Consider the following 16,630-nt stretch of genomic DNA (forward strand, 5'->3'; position numbering starts at 1 on the left):
GTTCCTCGGTCATCCTCGGATTCTTGCCGATTCGGCAGGGGGGGATCCGACAAAAGGGCCAAGGGGCGATCGCAACGCATCGCCCCTTGGCCCCCAATTTATTCAATCCGCCAAATGCTCGCCTTACTTGCGATTACTCAGCCATTTGGCAGCAGCAATTCCCATAATCGCCGCGACTAACGGATTACTCAAAAACTTCATCATCCAGGGTTTATCCGCTAAAACATCCCGGAAAATATCAGGATGAGCGTGATAGGCAAATGCGGCTAATTTAGAAACATCATCGGCCGACATTTTCTTGGCATGATGAGTCGAAAGAGAGAGTTGTTTTTCTAAATCGCGATCGCTGAGTCCGCGTTTTTTCAGTTCTTTAAAGAACTCCTGCGCCACATCATCCCGTTCATCGGGCTTAATTTGGGCGATCGCTTTTCGCAGTTCCGGTTCCATCTGGGCCGGAGGAATGCGATCGTGTTGCAGAGACTCGCCAAATAAGCGCTGACGCTCTTCCCGAGTCGAGCGCTGGGCAAAATCATCAAAACTGTGATAATCCTCGGTTTGGGGAGCATTCGGCATCATCTCGCGATCGCCTCTTGCCAAATCGCCCATAATTTCCCGTTTATATTCATCACTCGTCGCCATATCATTCTCCTAATTTATTCCATCGATAGATAAGATAGCTCGTCAAAACTGTTGCGATTTGACTCAACCTCTATCCCGCTTTATACTGAATCTGCTGGGACTGCACATCATAATCCGCCGTCAGAATCAGTTGTTTATCCGGTGCATAGACCAAGACTTTTAAATTCCGATTGGGGAAATTGTGATGAAAGCCTTGAGCCAGCGATCGGGCTAACTCTCGCACTTCATTCGGTCGAACTTCCGGCGTAATCACCACGCCTAACTTATCATTATCTCGCACATAAGCATCTTGAACCAGCCCTTTGGCATTTCGGACCACCCAGTTGCCAAAATTCTCCCCAGTTTGAGTATTACCGCGTTCGAGTTGCGAATAATTGTGCGGACTCGTCACCGATGGGGAGAGGCGGTTCGGTTGCTGCGCCGTTGGGGTTCCCACACTACAAGCGGTGACAAAGCTCAGGACTAATACCAAGACCAAAGCAGTCAACCCTTTCTGAACTCGCTTAAACACACTCACCTGAATTTTCCTCCAAATTTTATAGTAATATCAAATCCGTTGTCAAGGGATGCCAGTTGATTTAAAGGTGAATTGATAGATTTCTTGTAAAATTTCTGGACTGACCCCTGTCAACAAACCTTTAAACAAAAGATTGATGACTCTTCCGATTACTCCTTTTAAACAGGGCGCATCGGAAGCTTCCCTTCACCCTCACGCAAAAGGGTTCAGAGTTGAGGGAAGGACAGGGATGCTCCCCGCCCTTCCCTCTCTTCAAAGATTAAGCTCTAGTCGATCGCTTTTTTGATGTTATCTTTGATGTCTTCTTTGGCGTGTTTGGCTTCGGCCTCAGTTTGCTTCATTTTGCCCTCAGCCTGATCCTTGGGATCGCCGGTCACGTTTCCTAACGCTTCTTGCGCTTTCCCTTCGACATTCTTCATCGTTGCATTAACTCTATCTTCAGCGCTCATATTATTCTCCGTCTTTTTGACTGCGTTTTATCTGTATTGAGATTAGCAAGGATAACGAAGGAAAAGCATCTATCAATGGATATATTCTCGCCCTACTCCTGAAGACTTCTAAGCGGGGATCGCTGATATATTAGCAGATTACTATTCCATTTTAGCTAATTTGGGGGTTATCAGCTTTTATCAAATAAAAAAGAGGCAGAGTATTAATACTCTGCCCCTCTTCAGCTAACGGACTTACAACTCTTCTATTTGAGTTCTCTTGACATCCAGTTCTTCTTTTAAATTTTCCGCCCCATGCTCAATATTGGCTTGGATTTGCTTGGCTTTACCCACCATTTTTTGCTTGGGGTCTCCCGTCAAATCACCCAAGGCTTCTTGGGCTTTTCCTTCGATATTCTTAGCTGTGGCTTTCATGCGATTTTCAATACTCATCTTAATTTCTCCCTTTTATCTTTATTTTAGGGGCTAACTTATTGGGGTCATAGACTTAAATATTTAGCCTTAAATTCATACTAGCAATCCCATCCCCAAAATGCCATCTATCCTCCGACATATCTTTCTTTAAAAAAAACTAAAAAATAAGGGAAGAAGAGAAGCAGTCTCACCCATCCCCTCGATCCAGAAAGCGGTATCGTTCCTGAATGGGACCTACCCATTGGGGCGGAGGACATTTCCAACGGGGTGCAAGTCCTGCACCCGTTCTAAAGCATCAACAGGGATTCCTATTTTGAGTCGATATTTCCCTCAACAACGCTCTACAATAGGAAAGAACTCATCCTCCATCCGACTATGCAACCCTTTCGTCTTGAAGCGCCCTATCAACCGACAGGGGACCAACCCCAAGCGATCGCCAAACTGGTCCAAGGTATCCAAGGGGAAAAACCCTATCAAACCCTCTTAGGTGCCACCGGAACTGGGAAAACCTTTACCATTGCCTCGACGATCGCACAAGTGGGGAAACCCACCCTCGTTCTCGCCCATAATAAAACCCTCGCCGCCCAACTTTGTAACGAATTGCGGCAATTTTTTCCCCATAATGCCGTCGAATACTTTATCAGCTATTACGACTACTATCAACCCGAAGCGTATATCGCCGTCACCGATACCTATATCGAAAAAACCTCCGCCATTAACGAGGAAATCGATATGCTGCGGCATTCGGCCACGCGATCGCTGTTTGAACGCCGGGATGTGATCGTCGTCGCCTCGATTAGCTGCATTTACGGGTTAGGAATGCCCTCAGAATACCTCAACGCCGCCATTCCCTTACAAGTCGGACAAGAACTCGAACCCCGGCAACTCTTGCGCGACCTCGCCGGTATCCAATATCATCGCAATGACGTAGAAATGGGTCGAGGACGCTTCCGAGTCAAAGGGGATGTCCTAGAAATCGGACCCGCTTATGAAGACCGAATTGTTCGCGTCGAGTTCTTCGGGGACGAAATCGAGGCCATTCGCTACATCGATCCCGTCACCGGGGGGATTCTCGCCAGTCTCGATACATTAAGTATCTATCCAGCACGTCACTTTGTCACCCCCGATGACCGCCTAGAAGCAGCTTGTCAGGCGATCGAACTGGAACTCGAAGACCGCCTCCAGGAACTAGAAAAAGCGGGCAAATTAGTCGAAGCACAACGGATAGAACAACGCACTCGCTACGACCTGGAACTGCTGCGAGAAGTGGGATATTGCAACGGCGTGGAAAACTATTCCCGTCACATGGCCGGACGAGAAGCGGGAGACCCCCCGGAATGTTTACTAGATTATTTCCCCAAAGATTGGTTATTGGTGGTGGATGAATCTCACGTCACCGTCCCGCAAATTCGGGGAATGTACAATGGCGATCGCGCCCGAAAACTGGTCTTAATCGAACATGGATTTCGCCTCCCCTCTGCTGCGGACAACCGACCTTTAAAAGCCGAGGAATTTTGGGACAAGATGAATCAATGTATCTTCGTCTCTGCCACCCCTGGGGACTGGGAAATCGAACAATCTGCCGGGGAAGTCATCGAACAGATTATTCGACCCACGGGAGTTGTAGACCCCGAAATCTTTGTCCGTCCCACGGAGGGTCAAGTGGATGATTTGTTAGGTGAGATTAAAGACCGAGTGAAACGCAATGAACGAGTCCTAATCACCACCTTAACCAAACGCATGGCGGAAGACCTCACGGAGTATTTCCAGGACCGAGGAATTCGGGTGCGTTATCTGCACTCGGATATTAATTCCATCCAACGGATTGAGATTCTCCAGGACTTGCGGGAAGGGGAATTTGATGTGTTGATTGGGGTCAACTTGTTACGGGAGGGGTTAGACTTGCCGGAGGTGTCTCTCGTGGCAATTTTAGATGGGGATAAAGAAGGATTTCTGCGATCGCATCGGTCCCTCGTCCAAACCATCGGACGCGCCGCCCGTCATATCCGGGGACAAGCTATCATTTATGCCGATAACATGACCAACAGCATGACCTTGGCGATCGAAGAAACCGATCGCCGACGCGGAATTCAGACCGCCTACAATCAGATGCATGGCATTACCCCCACAACCATTATCAAGAAATCCAGTAATGCCATTTTGGCCTTTTTAGACGTTTCGCGCCGCTTAAATGCTGCGGAAGCCGAGGGGGTGGATTCCCTGACCCTCGCCCTTCAAGAATTGCCCTTAGAAGACATTCCAGAAGCCATTTCTAAACTGGAACTCCAGATGAAAGAGGCAGCCAAAAAGCTGGAATTTGAGGAGGCAGCCAAATTGCGCGATCGCATCAAGAAACTGCGGGATAAACTCGTGGGTCATTCCTAAATCAACCCTTTGGCGGGTGAACAACTCCATCCGCCATCTTATCCCGCCACCCTAAACTATGGTAAAATTATCATCCCCTGTTGTTTATCCCTCGAACCGATGGCAATTACGAGAACTGAAGCCAAACAATTATTAGAACGGCTAATTTTTGATGAAGAACCCCCCAGAGAGTGGGTACAAGATGTCTGGGAAATGAGTCCCACCCTGGGAGAAACCGCCGCTAAATTATGGGACGTTTATGAAGCCATCATTGAATGCTGTCCCGAAGAGAAACTAGAAAATTTACTGCACAGTATCTATCAAGAATCCCTGAAAGACTTGTAAACTTTCCAAAGTGGAATAACCGGAACCCTTGCCAAGAGTAAGTTAATCCGGCTATTCTAGGAAGCAATGCAAATCAACTGGAGAATAGGCAGTCGTGACAGAAGCAACCAATGTACTAGGGGGAAAACTGGAAAATTGCTGCACCTCCCCCATGACGGGATATTATCGAGATGGAAAATGTAACACCGGAGGCGGAGACTACGGTGCTCATGTCGTTTGTGCACAAGTCACCGAAGAGTTTCTCACCTTCAGCAAACAGCGGGGAAATGATTTGACCTCCCCGGTTCCCTTGTTTAATTTTCCCGGCTTAAAACCAGGCGATCGGTGGTGTTTGTGCGCCTCTCGCTGGAAAGAAGCCCTCGATGCCGGAGTCGCACCCCCCGTTGTCCTGTCTGCCACTCACATATCCGCTTTAGAGTATGTCTCGGAAGAGGAACTCAAACAATATGCGATAGAAGAATAGATTAATAACCGACCCGAACGCAGCGGCTAATACAGCCCAAATTCTCGCTGAATTACGCTGAGTTCGGATCGGCAGGGACGGCGACGACTCAGGCATACATACAGGCAGCCGAAAAAACTGCCTCGATTCATCCCTTACCTATTCTGTTACCCTGGATCCCCATGCGTACTTTTATTACCGTTTGGCTGGGTCAGTTGGTCTCCACCTTTGGAAGTCGAATGACCAATTTTGCCTTGATTGTCTGGACCTGGGAAGTGACCGGATCAGCCACGGCCCTAGGGTTGGTGACGGTGTTTACCCAACTGCCGAGTTTAGCCGTCGCCTTATTTGCCGGGGCTCTGATCGATCGCAGCGATCGCAAAGTGGCGATCATTGTAGGCGATTCCATTGCCGCACTGTCCACCTTGGCAATTTTGCTGTTAGCAGCAGTCGGTCAACTGCAACTCTGGCATCTGTTCCTGATTAATGGCATCAATGGCATTTTCGGGGAAATCCAACAATTAGCCTATTCTGCGTCAGTGAGTTTGATGGTCCCGAAACAGCACTATGTCCGGGTCAGCAGCATGAAATCCATGCTGCATTACGGGCCGAGTATTTTAGCCCCCGCCTTTGCCGGTGCCCTGTACCCCATCACCGGATTGGCGGGAATTGCCGCTATTGACTTATTGACCTTTGCCGTCGGGGTGAGTACGGTGCTTTTGGTCAAAATCCCTCAACCCCCCCGAAGTGAGGTGACTTCTGAACAGCCAAAACTTTGGCATGAACTCACGTTTGGCTGTCGTTATATTATGGCCCGGGCATCCTTATTCGGATTTTTCGGATTAGAGTTGCTGTTTTGGTTCGCTCACGATTTCGGCGCAGTGATGCATCGGTCTACTATTTTAGCCCGCACCGATGGGAATGCCGAAGTGCTGGGGATGGTGAGTGCAGCGGCGGGAATTGCCGGAATTATTGGGGCAATTGCGTTGAGTTGGTGGGGTGGACCCAAACACCGGATTCAGGGATTTTTAGGGTCTGCGATCGCCGTGGGTATCAGTAAAACCCTATTTGCCCTCGGTCAATCCCTGTCAATTTGGATCCCGATGCAGTTGTCCTCCTCTCTGAATTTTCCCCTGTTAACCAGTTCCAGTACCGCAATTTGGCTGGAAAAAATCCCCCCAGAAGTCCAGGGACGGGTGTTTGCCGCTCAATCTTTCGGGCTAGGAGTGGTTTCAACTGTGGCAACAGCAATTGCGGGTCCCTTAGCCGACGGCTTCTTTGAACCCGCCATGCAACCTGGGGGGGCATTAACACCTTGGTTTGGGAGCATCTTCGGTACAGGTCCCGGTTCCGGGATGGCGTTGTTATATGCGATCGCCTCCCTGGTTTTGATTCTGGTGGGAATTCTGGGATACCGTTGGCCCCTGGTGCGCCAGATAGAAAAAAGCAAAATCTAGTTGAAAGAATTCTTAACTATTTGCTAAGAATTTTTAACAAAAGATTCATTATTGAGAAATAACACCAGCCCTGGGAAGCCCTGAATTCTTCAGAGTCCAGGGTTAGGAACTCCTGATAAATCAAGCAAAACTTCCATTCAATCCCGACTCAGGGAGGGTTTTCGTTGAAATAACCCGGCCCCATTTCCTCTTTTTACCAAAAAATGTTTGCAATTACCCCTTGACAGTAGCAGACCACTTAGGATAGATTGACTCCACTAATGCAAATTAATATCAATAACTGGAATGAATTGCAAAAACTTTTATTGTATAGATGGGGTCTAAGGAGAGGAAATTGAGAGTTGAATCGTTATTACCTGGAGTCTTGCTATCGGGTACAACTGCCCTGGTACTGGCTGCTCCAGTGCTCGCCCAAGTCGTAGAAGTAACCGGAGTGCGAGTGGAATCTACCCCCACTGGGTTACAAATTGTCTTAGAAACAACCGGCGATCGCGTTCCCCAGGTCTTCACCTCTAGTTTTGGTGAGACCACGATTGTTGACATTACGAATGCTCAACTGCGATTGACTCAGGGGAGTTCATTTCGCCAAGACAATCCGGCCGAGGGCATCCAGTCAATCGCCGTCACGATGTTAGATTCCAACAGCGTTCGCCTCACCGTCACCGGAACTAGCACGATGCCAACGGTACAGGCGATGGACCCGACCAACCCCCTCACCTTTGAGGTGATCACCTCGACGGATGTTGCCGAAGAGGAACCTTTCCCGGATAGTGACCCGGAGGTGGTTCCGGAGCCTGAAACGCCTACCACACCAGAGACTCAAGCGGATCAGGAACTGGATATCATAGAAATTATTGTTACCGCCACCCGAACTGCCGAACGGTTAATCAAAGTGCCGCGATCGGTTACCGTGGTCGATCGCCAAGATATCGAGGAACAGACCACGATTTCTACCGACTTGCGGGAAGTTTTGGCAAAAACCGTCCCGGGTTTGGGACCGCCGACGAGTGGCAGTACCCCCAGATCCGTCATCCAAACCTTACGGGGAAGAAACGTTGCCATTTTAATCGATGGCATTCCCCAAACCTCCAATTACGGACTGGATCGGGAACTGCGCGCCGTTGATCCCAATACCATTGAGCGCGTTGAAGTGGTGCGCGGACCGACGGCGATTTATGGAAGTCAGGCAACTGGGGGATCGATTAATATCATTACCCGACGCCCGACTCAAGATGCGTTTAGCATTGATACCGGAATTAGTTTCACGGGTTCTTTGACCGAGTTCTCCGATAGTATCGGTAACCGGCAATATTTCGGACTCTCGCAAAAAGAGGGAATTATTGACTATAGTGTATCCGTCGTGCGCGAAGATAGTGCGGGAATTTTTGATGGTAGAGGCGATCGCATTCCTGAAACCAGTGGCGGTGGCGTCATTGATGCCCGAGAATATAGCGCTTTGGGTAAATTGGGATTAGATATCACCGATACCCAACGCCTGCAACTCACCGGCAGCTATTTTGTCGGACGACAAGACACGAACTTTATTTCTGACCCGATTGTTCGAGACTTAGAAGGTCAGCAAAAAGCCCGTCCCCTAAGAGTGAACGGCAATTTTGAGGGAACCGACGATGCCGGAGACGAAAATTTTATCGTCAGTTTGCGCTATAACCATGACGATATTCTCGGCAGTCAATTACAAGCTCAAACCTACTACCGAGAATATACCTCAATTGTCGGGGCTGCGGACTTTCGCGGTGGATTTTTTGATAACATTGCCCGTCAGCGTGCTCAAGGAGACAAATGGGGGGGACAACTCCAAGTGGAAACCCCCCTCACTTCATCGGGAAGCGCTCGTCTGCTGTGGGGTGTGGATTATGTCAACGAGGAAAACCAAGCGCCGTTTGAGGAATTTGACCCCGTAGCTTTTGACGAGCGGGGTGTGTTTAGAAAAATCGGTAACCGGACTTTTGTTCCCCGGTATAATGTCAACCAACTCGGCTTATTTGCTCAAGGGAACTGGGATGCAACGGAGTGGTTGAGACTCACTGGAGGGGTCCGTCATGAACGAATTGGCCTGAGTGTGGATGATTACACCACATTTTTTGGAGACCCCATCGAAGGGGGCGATCGCGACTTTAACGACACCGTATTTAATGTGGGCTCGACCGTCAATTTAACCCCAGAATTCGCGCTATTTGCTAATTTTGCTCAAGGCTTTTCCATTCCCTCTTTTGGGGGCGTTCTTCGCAATCCTCCGGAAGAGTTTACCAGTGTTGATAATGACCTGGACATTACTGATCCGGTTAAGGTCAATAACTATGAAATCGGGGTGCGTGGACTTTGGCCCGAAATCCAAGTTTCTCTCGCTGGATTTTACAATACCTCAGATTTAGGGGAAGACTATACCTTTGTGGATGGGATTTCCCAACTCGTCCGTGCACCGGAACGGATTTACGGCGTAGAAGCAACAGCAGATTGGCAGCCCGGGGCTAATTTTACATTAGGGGGAACTCTAAGCTGGACTGAGGGAGAAAGCGATGCGGAAGATTCTGGGGATTATTTAGCCATTTCGAGTTTCCGAATTTCTCCAATTAAAGCAACGGCTTACCTGGCTCATCAAACCACAGAAAATTGGTCCAATCGTTTGCAATTCCTCTATTCAGGTCAACGGGGACGCGCCTTTGATGATGAAGTGGATGACAACGAAATTGATGCCTATTTCCTGGTGGATTATGTGGGTAGCATTCAATTAGGGGCAGGCCGTTTAGAATTTGGGGTGGAGAATTTACTCAATGCGCAGTATTTCCCCGTGCAATCTCAAGTTTTGGGGGGCTTTAATGAAGTCTTTAATGCAGCAGGAACAGGCCGAACATTAAAAATCGGGTACTCATTGAGGTTTTAAGTACAGATGAGGGATGCGATCGCTAAGGTACTTTATTCGGGGTTATTAATCACCGTTTTAATGGCTTGTCGGGGCAATTTTGTCCCTGACAATTCCATTGAGAATAGAGTAGGCATCGCCTCAACTGTAACTACAGGGAGGATTCAGACTCTCACCGATGCCACCGGAACAGCGGTGCAGGTCAAAGAATCCCCCAGTCGCCTCGTCTGCTTACATTTAAGCTGTATCGATATTTTGGCGGAACTAGAGCGCGAACCTGTGGGGATGTATGGAGTTCTCACCACGTTTGCCACCAGTGAACTGTACTTTGGCGATCGCGCCCAAAGCTTTGGCAAAATTAGTGGTCGAGGGGAACCCAACTTAGAACAGTTACTCGCCCTAGAACCCGACTTAACCATCGGACATCAGGCGCAGCTATCCACTCAGCGCCAAACCCTAGAAGCGATTACCCCGTTGTATCTGGTCGAAATCGGCAGTTATCAAGATGCGATCGCCAATCTCAAAACCGTGGGAAAACTCTTGGGGGAGTCAGAAAAAGCAGAAGCCGTTGCTTGGCACTTTTTGGATAAATTTAAGGCATACAAAGCCAAATCCCCGCGAAATAAAAGCGTGATGGTGATGCGAGGGACCCCAAGTGCCTTTCATGTCGCCACGGTAGAATCCCTCGTGGGTTCTACCCTGGCAGAACTCACTCCCTATCCCTGGGAGCTAGGCGATCGCTCTCCCAGCGCCATTAGTTGGGCAACTTACTCCGTGGAGGAAATTCTCTCCATTGACCCAGATTTTATATTCATTATCAACAGTTCCCGCGCCCCGGATTTAATTTCGGGGTTAAAAACCCATCGTCTCTGGCAAACGCTCACCGCTGTCAAGCGGGATCAAGTATATGCTTTGGATGAAGACAAAATTGGCGGGTTTACGAGCGGCACGCGATCGCTGGGTCAGTTAGTCGATGAAATCGTGACGACCATGTATCCTGACGTTTTTCCGGAACCCTTACCATGAGTGCGCCTTACCCGAGTCCTCCCGTCCTGAACCCTTCGCGATTCTGGATAGCAGTCACCGCACTCAGTCTCGCCCTTTTAGCCCTCGCCCTGCTTTCCCTACAACTGGGAAAACCCGCCCTCAACTTATCCCAAATCTGGGAGATTGCATTCAGCACCAACGGCAAACCGATTCCCCGTCTCGTCTTCTGGGAAGTACGCTTGCCGCGCCTAATTCTCGGCAGTCTCACCGGCGCACTTTTAGCCTTAGCCGGAGTCCTCCTCCAGAACGCCCTCCGCAATGTCCTCGCAGGGCCAGAATTGTTGGGAGTCCAATCGGGCGCAGCATCCGTCATGGCCGCAGTGGTTGTCTTACATCTACCCCTGGCCCTGTCTACCTACCCCTTACTCGCTTTAATCGGCGGCTTATTGGGGGGTGCGATCGTCTTGTTCTCCTCCAAACGCACCTCAGACCCGGTGCGGCTGGTCTTAATTGGTGCAGCCATGACCGCCTTATTAAACGCGGTCACCATTGCCTTGATTAGTCTAGGGTCTAGTAGTACCGTTAGCTTATTATTTTTATACTTATTGGGTAGCCTTTCCGGTCGCACTTGGGATGAGGTCGAGATTCTCCTCCCCTGGGCCATCATCGGCATTCCCCTCGCCCTAATCTGCGCCCGTCCCCTGAATATCCTGCAATTGGGGGACGAAATGGCGGAAGGACTGGGGTTAAAAGTGCTACCCGCCCGCTTCGCAATTGGAGTATTGAGCGTGGTTTTGGTCGCACCGGCGATCGCCACCTGTGGCCCGATCGCCTATATCGCCTTACTCGCCCCTCACCTCTCCCGCAATCTCTTAGGCACAACCGATGCCAGACAAGTTTTAGTCTTAGCCATTCCCATCGGCGCAGTCTTGCTCGTGGGTGCGGATTTGTTAGCCCGAGAAGCCTTTGCACCGATGGAAATGCCCGTGGGAGTCTGGACCACCCTCCTCGGTGGACCCGCTTTATTAGTGATGCTACAACAACAGATCCGGAGGAGGGGATAATGACAGTCTTACCGGGAAAGAGAATTAAAACCCCGCGATCGGCCCAACTCACATTTGCTCAGGGCATGACTGCCGTCATCCTTGCCCTTGGGGTCGTCTTTGTCTTGCACGTTTGTGTGGGCAGTGGCACCCTGTCCGCCAGAGAAGCCGTTGCCGCTTTGGTGAATCACCCGATCGCAGCCGTTCATAGCCGGATTGTCTGGGAATTGCGCGTTCCCCGGGCTGCGATCGCCACTCTGGCCGGGTCATTATTTGGACTCTCCGGGGCCATCTTACAAGCGATTATCCGCAACCCCTTAGCCGAACCCAGCCTCACCGGAGTGACCTCCGGTGCCGTGTTGTTCTTAATCCTCTCCCTCACCTTCTTACCACATGGGTTCATTCCGCCCGTCTGGTTCCCCGCAGTCGCCTTGGTGGGGGGATGTATAACCAGCAGTATTGTATATTTCTTAAGTCGGCAACCCAACCGCCCGAGTGACCCTTTACAATTGGTCTTAAATGGGGCCGTTGTCGGGGCGATCGTGCAGTCGTTCAATTCCTTACTTTTATTGTGGGATGATGAATCCCTAGGCACCATTTTATTTTGGCTAATTGGCTCCTTGAACGGACGCACCTGGGTTCATTGGCAGGGAATTTGGGCGATCGCCCTGATTGCCTTACCCGCTGGACTTGCCTGCGCCCGCGTTGCCAATGCCCTCCATCTGGGAGATGACGTTGCCGCAGGAGTGGGAGTCCCCGTCACCCAAGCTAGAGCGGCCTTATTTTTTATCGCCGTTTGGCTCAGTGCCACAGCGGTTTCCGTCGTTGGTGCCGTCGGTTTCATCGGCTTAATTGGCCCGCATTTAGCCCGCCAATGGGTCGGAAACGATGCCCGTCGCTTGTTTCCCCTGAGTACCGCCATCACCGCCCTTTTACTGTTAGGAGCAGATTTATTCGCCCAAGTTCTCACTCTCACCTTTGGCAATCATGAAGCCGCCCTCCCAGTCGGTGCCGTAACCGCACTGTTAGGCGCACCCTTCTTTTTATATTTAGTTTTAAGAAAAAACTCAATGGGTTCAATATAATCATTATGTCAATAAACCCCCCGATTCTCGCCGCCCAAGATTTACAAGTCGGTTACGGTAACCAGACGATTCTCAAGAACCTGTCCATTGAGATTGAACATGGGAAAGTAACGGCATTAGTCGGACCCAACGGTTCGGGAAAATCCACCCTTTTAAAAACCTTAGCCCGATTGTTGTCCCCGACTAGCGGACAAGTTTATTTGAACGGCGTCCCCCTGAAGCGCCTTTCCACCCGAGATATCGCCCGTCAACTGGCAATTCTACCTCAAAATCCCGTCGCCCCTCCCGGATTAACTGTAGCCGAATTAGTCGAACAAGGGCGGTTTCCTCATGTCGGACCCTTGCAAATGTTACGTCGCCAGGACCGGGAGGCGATCGCCGAGGCACTCACCCTCACCGCCATGACTGAATTTGCCCATCGGCGTTTGGACAATCTCTCCGGAGGGGAACGACAACGGGCCTGGATTTCTCTATCTTTAGCCCAAGAAACGCCTCTGTTATTATTAGATGAACCGACCAGCTTTTTAGATATTGGACATCAGCTTGAAGTCCTAGAAATTGTCAGACAACTCAATCACAGTCGGGCAATGACGATTATTTTAGTCCTCCATGACTTGAATCAAGCCGCTCGATATAGCGATCGTATGGTCGTCCTCAAACGGGGACGAATTATAGCCGATAATACCCCCCGTCGCGTCTTAACCCCGGAACTGTTAGCGGAAGCCTTCGGAGTCCGCGCCCGAGTCACCCTCGAACCCGAAACCGGCATTCCCTTATGTTTTCCCTATGCCTATATCGGAAACTCTCCCATGCCTATCGATGCACCTCAATCCTAGCCTCCTATGAGCCATCTTTCTTGTTCAGAATTAACTCGCCAAGCCGGAAATTCCCTAAGCGGCACGGCCTTAAACTATGATAATTATCTGTTAGTTGAATGTCCTCCCCCTTGGAGTTCGTATGATTTAGAAACGCCCAGAATTCCCGATAATCTGCGGGCCGTTGGAGATGAAATTTATGATAATAAACCGATTAAAAATAGAATCCTTTTAATTTACAATCCCCTTTATCACCCACAAAATACTATCCGCGTCTTAGCCTTTCGGAAACCCGCAGGATATTCCCTGGGATATGTGGGTCAAGAATTCTTCGTTTCTGATATCAATGAAGTCGCCTCCCTTGCCCAAACCTGCTTTAACACCCCCCCAAAAGAAGGAGAAGCAAATTCCCTCAAAACGAGAGACATTTTAATCTGTACCCACGGACAAAACGACCGATGTTGTGCGCGATACGGCAATCCTTTATATCGCCAAGCCTTAAAGATAATTGAAGAGTTTTCCTTAACCGATATCCGGATTTGGCAAACCAGTCATATCGGGGGTCATCGCTTTGCACCCACGGCGATCGGCTTTCCCGATGGCCGCTATTATGGTCAAATTGACTCCTCAGCGTTACAAGCTATACTCATGCAGTCCGGTTCCATTCAAGACTTAACCAAAGCCTATCGCGGCTGGGGAATCTTACCCAAACCTGTGCAACTCTTAGAAAAAGAACTGTTAACAAAATGGGGGTGGACAGGATTCAATTTTGCCATGAATGGGCGAATTTTAACTGAAAATCCCAAAAGCTTTTCCTATCGAGTTGAATTGGCAGTAAAAACCGATAAACAGATTGTCATTTATCAAGCCGACATCATAGGAGATGAAAAAACTCGAATAAACTTACCCGAATCTTGTGTGGGTGACTACCAAGAAACCGTAATGAATTATCAAGTCCAGGGAATAGAAATTATTGAAACCCGGGAATTATCCCTCGCCTCCTAAATGGGTAAATTTCCGATAGAAACCCCCAGTGGATTAAAATAGATAGAACTCCTTAAAACCTCTATCTATCCGGTTAAGCTAAATTTAAAATAGTAGATGCACCTGATTTCCCCTAATCTTATCTTAACGGACGCAACGTCGTCGGATCTTCAGGAATTGGAGTAATAAACCGACGGTTAGCGCGAACAAAACAATTCCCATCCTCAATAGAGACAGGAATCCAAGGTTTGCCGCGCTTATCCAGCAACACAATTTGATTGGCCAAATTTCCTGTCACCGCCTGCAATCGTTCCCCCCGTTCAAAAACACTCACAACCGACCACTGGGAAATCTCATGGCGGTTATTCGTCCGTAACGAATCCGGTACATCTACACTATCCAGATAAATCCCTTGAAATTGTTCTGCCATGCGACAATTTAACCCATTCGGATCCGCATCACTCACTTCCCAATTAAACTGACGATTCCCACGCCGTCCCGGAAAAAGATAATCCCCATCCGCATTCGTAGCGGGAACCGCTAAACTCGGACCACAAACCAAAACCACACACGCCACAGCAATGGATAAACCTTTAATCAGTTTCATATTGATTAATCCTCACCTCTATCCTAGTTTTAACATCTTTTTTCCAGCCTGACTACAAAAAGGCCCTCTTAAACTTCTGCTGCCACCAGGACCCGATGATACTCCAACGGGTTGCAACCCATTTCCAGCCCATTTCTCCTGGGGACAAGGAATTGCCTTGTCCCGAAAAGTTTATTAAATCTTTACTTTCCCGCTTCGTTCGATGGAATTAAATCCTCAAATTCCGCAACGGAACTAATAACACTTGCCTGCTGCAACAGTTGATTTAGAGTCACAATATCAGCAATTTGATTCAATCGTACACTCAGTTCCGGTGACACAGAATTGAACCGCGTTGTCAATACTAACAGCAACGCATTCCGGGCATTTTCTAAGATACCCTCTTGGCGACCTTCCTCGCGACCGGCTTCCATTGCGCGACGTTCGATATTACTAAGAATCGGCATTTTTCGTTCCTCCTGATAGTTTTTGAGTTTGGTATCAAAACTTTGTTGCAGGCTCTCGGGTAGGGTCATCATCCAGTCGAGTAATCGAAATAACTTGATGACCTCATTTTCAGTATAACCTCGTTCATAGAGGTTCTGGACTACCTCCCATTTATACTGCTCCCGTTCTTCGGCATTTCCCGTGCTGGCTTGGGTTTTTAAATGGGCCATCACTAAAAATGCTAACGGATTGAGACTGGTTTTAAGGGTCTCCCACTGACTTTCATAGTCCAGCAGTTTGGCGATGGGAAATTCAAAGGTGACGGAACAGCCAGCGAAGTTATAACTGTAGGAGTGGGGCCGCCATGAGGGGCGATCGCATCCTAAAATAGCCAGACTAATCACTTTTTTATGGATGTCAAAAGACCGATAATGGTAGATGTACATCCGTTCAGGAAATTGGCTCTCTTCTTGACTCTGGACTTCGATATGAATCAAGATATAGGCTTCTTCTCCATTCTTTTGCCAAACCTTGAAGAGTTTATCCCCTTCCCGTTCTCCACTGCTACCCGTGGGAGTAATTTGTTGCAATTCCTTGTCCAGGGATTCGTATCCTCGGCTCCAGTCTACTACTTCATGAACTTGCGGGAAAAAGAAGGCTAAGAAGGGTTCGAGATAGTCTTCTATAGCTTCTTTCCAAGGCTGGTCATAATTGGCATTGGGGGTATTCACCCTGATTCCTCCTGATGATGCTGTTGGGGAATTTTTCTAAGTTTATTGTAACATATAAAACCTGTATATCTCGTTACTTGGCTCTGCCAAGTAATGCACTCTTGGAGGCTCTGCCTCCTCCCCGCTACAGGCGGCAGAGCCGCAAAATGCCCGTGTCACGGCAGAGCCATGACACGAGAGAAATTTCTAAACCTAAACTGAGACTTTCCCAAGCGCGATATCCCTAGTCAATGCTGGCAACTGTAGCTTCAATGCTAGAGCAAGACAGGCTCTATCACCCTAGCCCTGTCAAGGTGGTAAATTAATGACGAAAAAGAGTGATGGAATGTAGGGGTTTGGTCTCCAAACCCTCTTAATCTAGGGGTTTGGTCTCCAAACCCTCACGATGGGGGGGGTTGGTCTCCAAACCCTCACGATGGGGGGGGTTGGTCTCCAAACCCTCTT

16 protein-coding genes are annotated in these 16,630 nt (G+C 49.0%); 10 read left to right on the forward strand and 6 right to left on the reverse strand.

From position 1 onward, the window contains the following. Positions 1–123: 123 nt before the first annotated feature. The 4 genes from NG795_RS20085 to NG795_RS20100 all read right to left on the reverse strand — a co-directional run bounded on the left by NG795_RS20085 (position 124) and on the right by NG795_RS20100 (position 2,037). Positions 124–639 (reverse strand): hypothetical protein, encoded by a 516-nt coding sequence (locus NG795_RS20085; protein WP_367290424.1) that lies wholly within the window; start codon positions 637–639, stop codon positions 124–126. A 70-nt stretch (positions 640–709) separates the two neighbouring features. Then, complete coding sequence (locus tag NG795_RS20090; RefSeq protein WP_367290425.1) at positions 710–1,156, reverse strand: hypothetical protein; 447 nt, start codon at positions 1,154–1,156, stop codon at positions 710–712. A gap of 266 nt (positions 1,157–1,422) precedes the next feature. Then, positions 1,423–1,605, reverse strand: coding sequence for a CsbD family protein (locus tag NG795_RS20095; protein WP_367290426.1), 183 nt, complete (start codon positions 1,603–1,605; stop codon positions 1,423–1,425). Positions 1,606–1,839: 234 nt separating this feature from the next. After that, positions 1,840–2,037 (reverse strand): CsbD family protein, encoded by a 198-nt coding sequence (locus tag NG795_RS20100; protein ID WP_367290427.1) that lies wholly within the window; start codon positions 2,035–2,037, stop codon positions 1,840–1,842. Between the two features lie 357 nt (positions 2,038–2,394). Here NG795_RS20100 and uvrB point away from each other — a divergent pair, with 357 nt between their 5' ends. From uvrB to NG795_RS20150, 10 genes are all read left to right on the forward strand, one after another. Continuing rightward, positions 2,395–4,404: an excinuclease ABC subunit UvrB gene (uvrB, locus tag NG795_RS20105; RefSeq protein WP_367290428.1), complete on the forward strand. Its 2,010-nt coding sequence runs from the start codon at positions 2,395–2,397 to the stop codon at positions 4,402–4,404. Positions 4,405–4,413: 9 nt separating this feature from the next. Beyond that, positions 4,414–4,728: a hypothetical protein gene (locus NG795_RS20110; protein WP_367290429.1), complete on the forward strand. Its 315-nt coding sequence runs from the start codon at positions 4,414–4,416 to the stop codon at positions 4,726–4,728. Between the two features lie 94 nt (positions 4,729–4,822). Then, entirely contained in the window at positions 4,823–5,191 is a 369-nt protein-coding gene (locus tag NG795_RS20115) for a DUF2237 family protein (RefSeq protein ID WP_367290430.1), read from the forward strand. Between the two features lie 161 nt (positions 5,192–5,352). Beyond that, the gene (locus NG795_RS20120) at positions 5,353–6,627 is read left to right on the forward strand and encodes an MFS transporter (RefSeq protein WP_367290431.1); all 1,275 of its coding nucleotides are present in this window, start codon (positions 5,353–5,355) and stop codon (positions 6,625–6,627) included. 334 nt (positions 6,628–6,961) lie between these two features. Beyond that, a complete protein-coding gene (locus tag NG795_RS20125; protein ID WP_367290432.1) occupies positions 6,962–9,529 on the forward strand; it encodes a TonB-dependent receptor domain-containing protein in 2,568 nt (855 codons plus the stop codon). 6 nt (positions 9,530–9,535) lie between these two features. Further along, positions 9,536–10,534 (forward strand): ABC transporter substrate-binding protein, encoded by a 999-nt coding sequence (locus NG795_RS20130; RefSeq protein WP_367290433.1) that lies wholly within the window; start codon positions 9,536–9,538, stop codon positions 10,532–10,534. Further along, positions 10,531–11,559 carry a FecCD family ABC transporter permease gene (locus NG795_RS20135; RefSeq protein ID WP_367290434.1) on the forward strand — a complete coding sequence of 343 codons (1,029 nt, stop codon included), beginning with the start codon at positions 10,531–10,533 and terminating at the stop codon, positions 11,557–11,559. The genes NG795_RS20130 and NG795_RS20135 overlap by 4 nt, the downstream gene beginning before the upstream one ends. Beyond that, positions 11,559–12,623 carry a FecCD family ABC transporter permease gene (locus tag NG795_RS20140; protein ID WP_367290435.1) on the forward strand — a complete coding sequence of 355 codons (1,065 nt, stop codon included), beginning with the start codon at positions 11,559–11,561 and terminating at the stop codon, positions 12,621–12,623. Before NG795_RS20135 ends, NG795_RS20140 begins: the two co-directional genes overlap by 1 nt. Before the next feature lie 5 nt (positions 12,624–12,628). Next, the gene (locus NG795_RS20145; RefSeq protein WP_367290436.1) at positions 12,629–13,459 is read left to right on the forward strand and encodes an ABC transporter ATP-binding protein; all 831 of its coding nucleotides are present in this window, start codon (positions 12,629–12,631) and stop codon (positions 13,457–13,459) included. A 6-nt stretch (positions 13,460–13,465) separates the two neighbouring features. Then, entirely contained in the window at positions 13,466–14,443 is a 978-nt protein-coding gene (locus NG795_RS20150) for a ferredoxin family protein (protein WP_367290437.1), read from the forward strand. Positions 14,444–14,561: 118 nt separating this feature from the next. Here NG795_RS20150 and NG795_RS20155 read toward each other — a convergent pair whose 3' ends face one another. Together NG795_RS20155 and NG795_RS20160 are read right to left on the reverse strand one after the other, a co-directional pair. Continuing rightward, positions 14,562–15,029, reverse strand: a complete 468-nt coding sequence (locus tag NG795_RS20155; protein ID WP_367290438.1) for a hypothetical protein — start codon at positions 15,027–15,029, stop codon at positions 14,562–14,564. A 182-nt stretch (positions 15,030–15,211) separates the two neighbouring features. After that, entirely contained in the window at positions 15,212–16,186 is a 975-nt protein-coding gene (locus NG795_RS20160) for an RpnC/YadD family protein (protein WP_367290439.1), read from the reverse strand. Between the last annotated feature and the right edge of the window lie 444 nt (positions 16,187–16,630).

Origin of the sequence: Laspinema palackyanum D2c, from assembly GCF_025370875.1 — a bacterium.
GTDB lineage: Bacteria > Cyanobacteriota > Cyanobacteriia > Cyanobacteriales > Laspinemataceae > Laspinema > Laspinema palackyanum.

Bases quoted from the DNA above. Each gene is read 5' to 3' on its own strand.
- NG795_RS20085 (WP_367290424.1), bottom strand. From the start codon at position 639: ATGGCGACGAGTGATGAATATAAACGGGAAATTATGGGCGATTTGGCA.
- NG795_RS20095 (WP_367290426.1), bottom strand. From the start codon at position 1,605: ATGAGCGCTGAAGATAGAGTTAATGCAACGATGAAGAATGTCGAAGGG.
- NG795_RS20100 (WP_367290427.1), bottom strand. From the start codon at position 2,037: ATGAGTATTGAAAATCGCATGAAAGCCACAGCTAAGAATATCGAAGGA.
- uvrB (WP_367290428.1), top strand. From the start codon at position 2,395: ATGCAACCCTTTCGTCTTGAAGCGCCCTATCAACCGACAGGGGACCAA.
- NG795_RS20120 (WP_367290431.1), top strand. From the start codon at position 5,353: ATGCGTACTTTTATTACCGTTTGGCTGGGTCAGTTGGTCTCCACCTTT.
- NG795_RS20130 (WP_367290433.1), top strand. From the start codon at position 9,536: ATGAGGGATGCGATCGCTAAGGTACTTTATTCGGGGTTATTAATCACC.
- NG795_RS20135 (WP_367290434.1), top strand. From the start codon at position 10,531: ATGAGTGCGCCTTACCCGAGTCCTCCCGTCCTGAACCCTTCGCGATTC.
- NG795_RS20140 (WP_367290435.1), top strand. From the start codon at position 11,559: ATGACAGTCTTACCGGGAAAGAGAATTAAAACCCCGCGATCGGCCCAA.
- NG795_RS20145 (WP_367290436.1), top strand. From the start codon at position 12,629: ATGTCAATAAACCCCCCGATTCTCGCCGCCCAAGATTTACAAGTCGGT.
- NG795_RS20150 (WP_367290437.1), top strand. From the start codon at position 13,466: ATGAGCCATCTTTCTTGTTCAGAATTAACTCGCCAAGCCGGAAATTCC.
- NG795_RS20155 (WP_367290438.1), bottom strand. From the start codon at position 15,029: ATGAAACTGATTAAAGGTTTATCCATTGCTGTGGCGTGTGTGGTTTTG.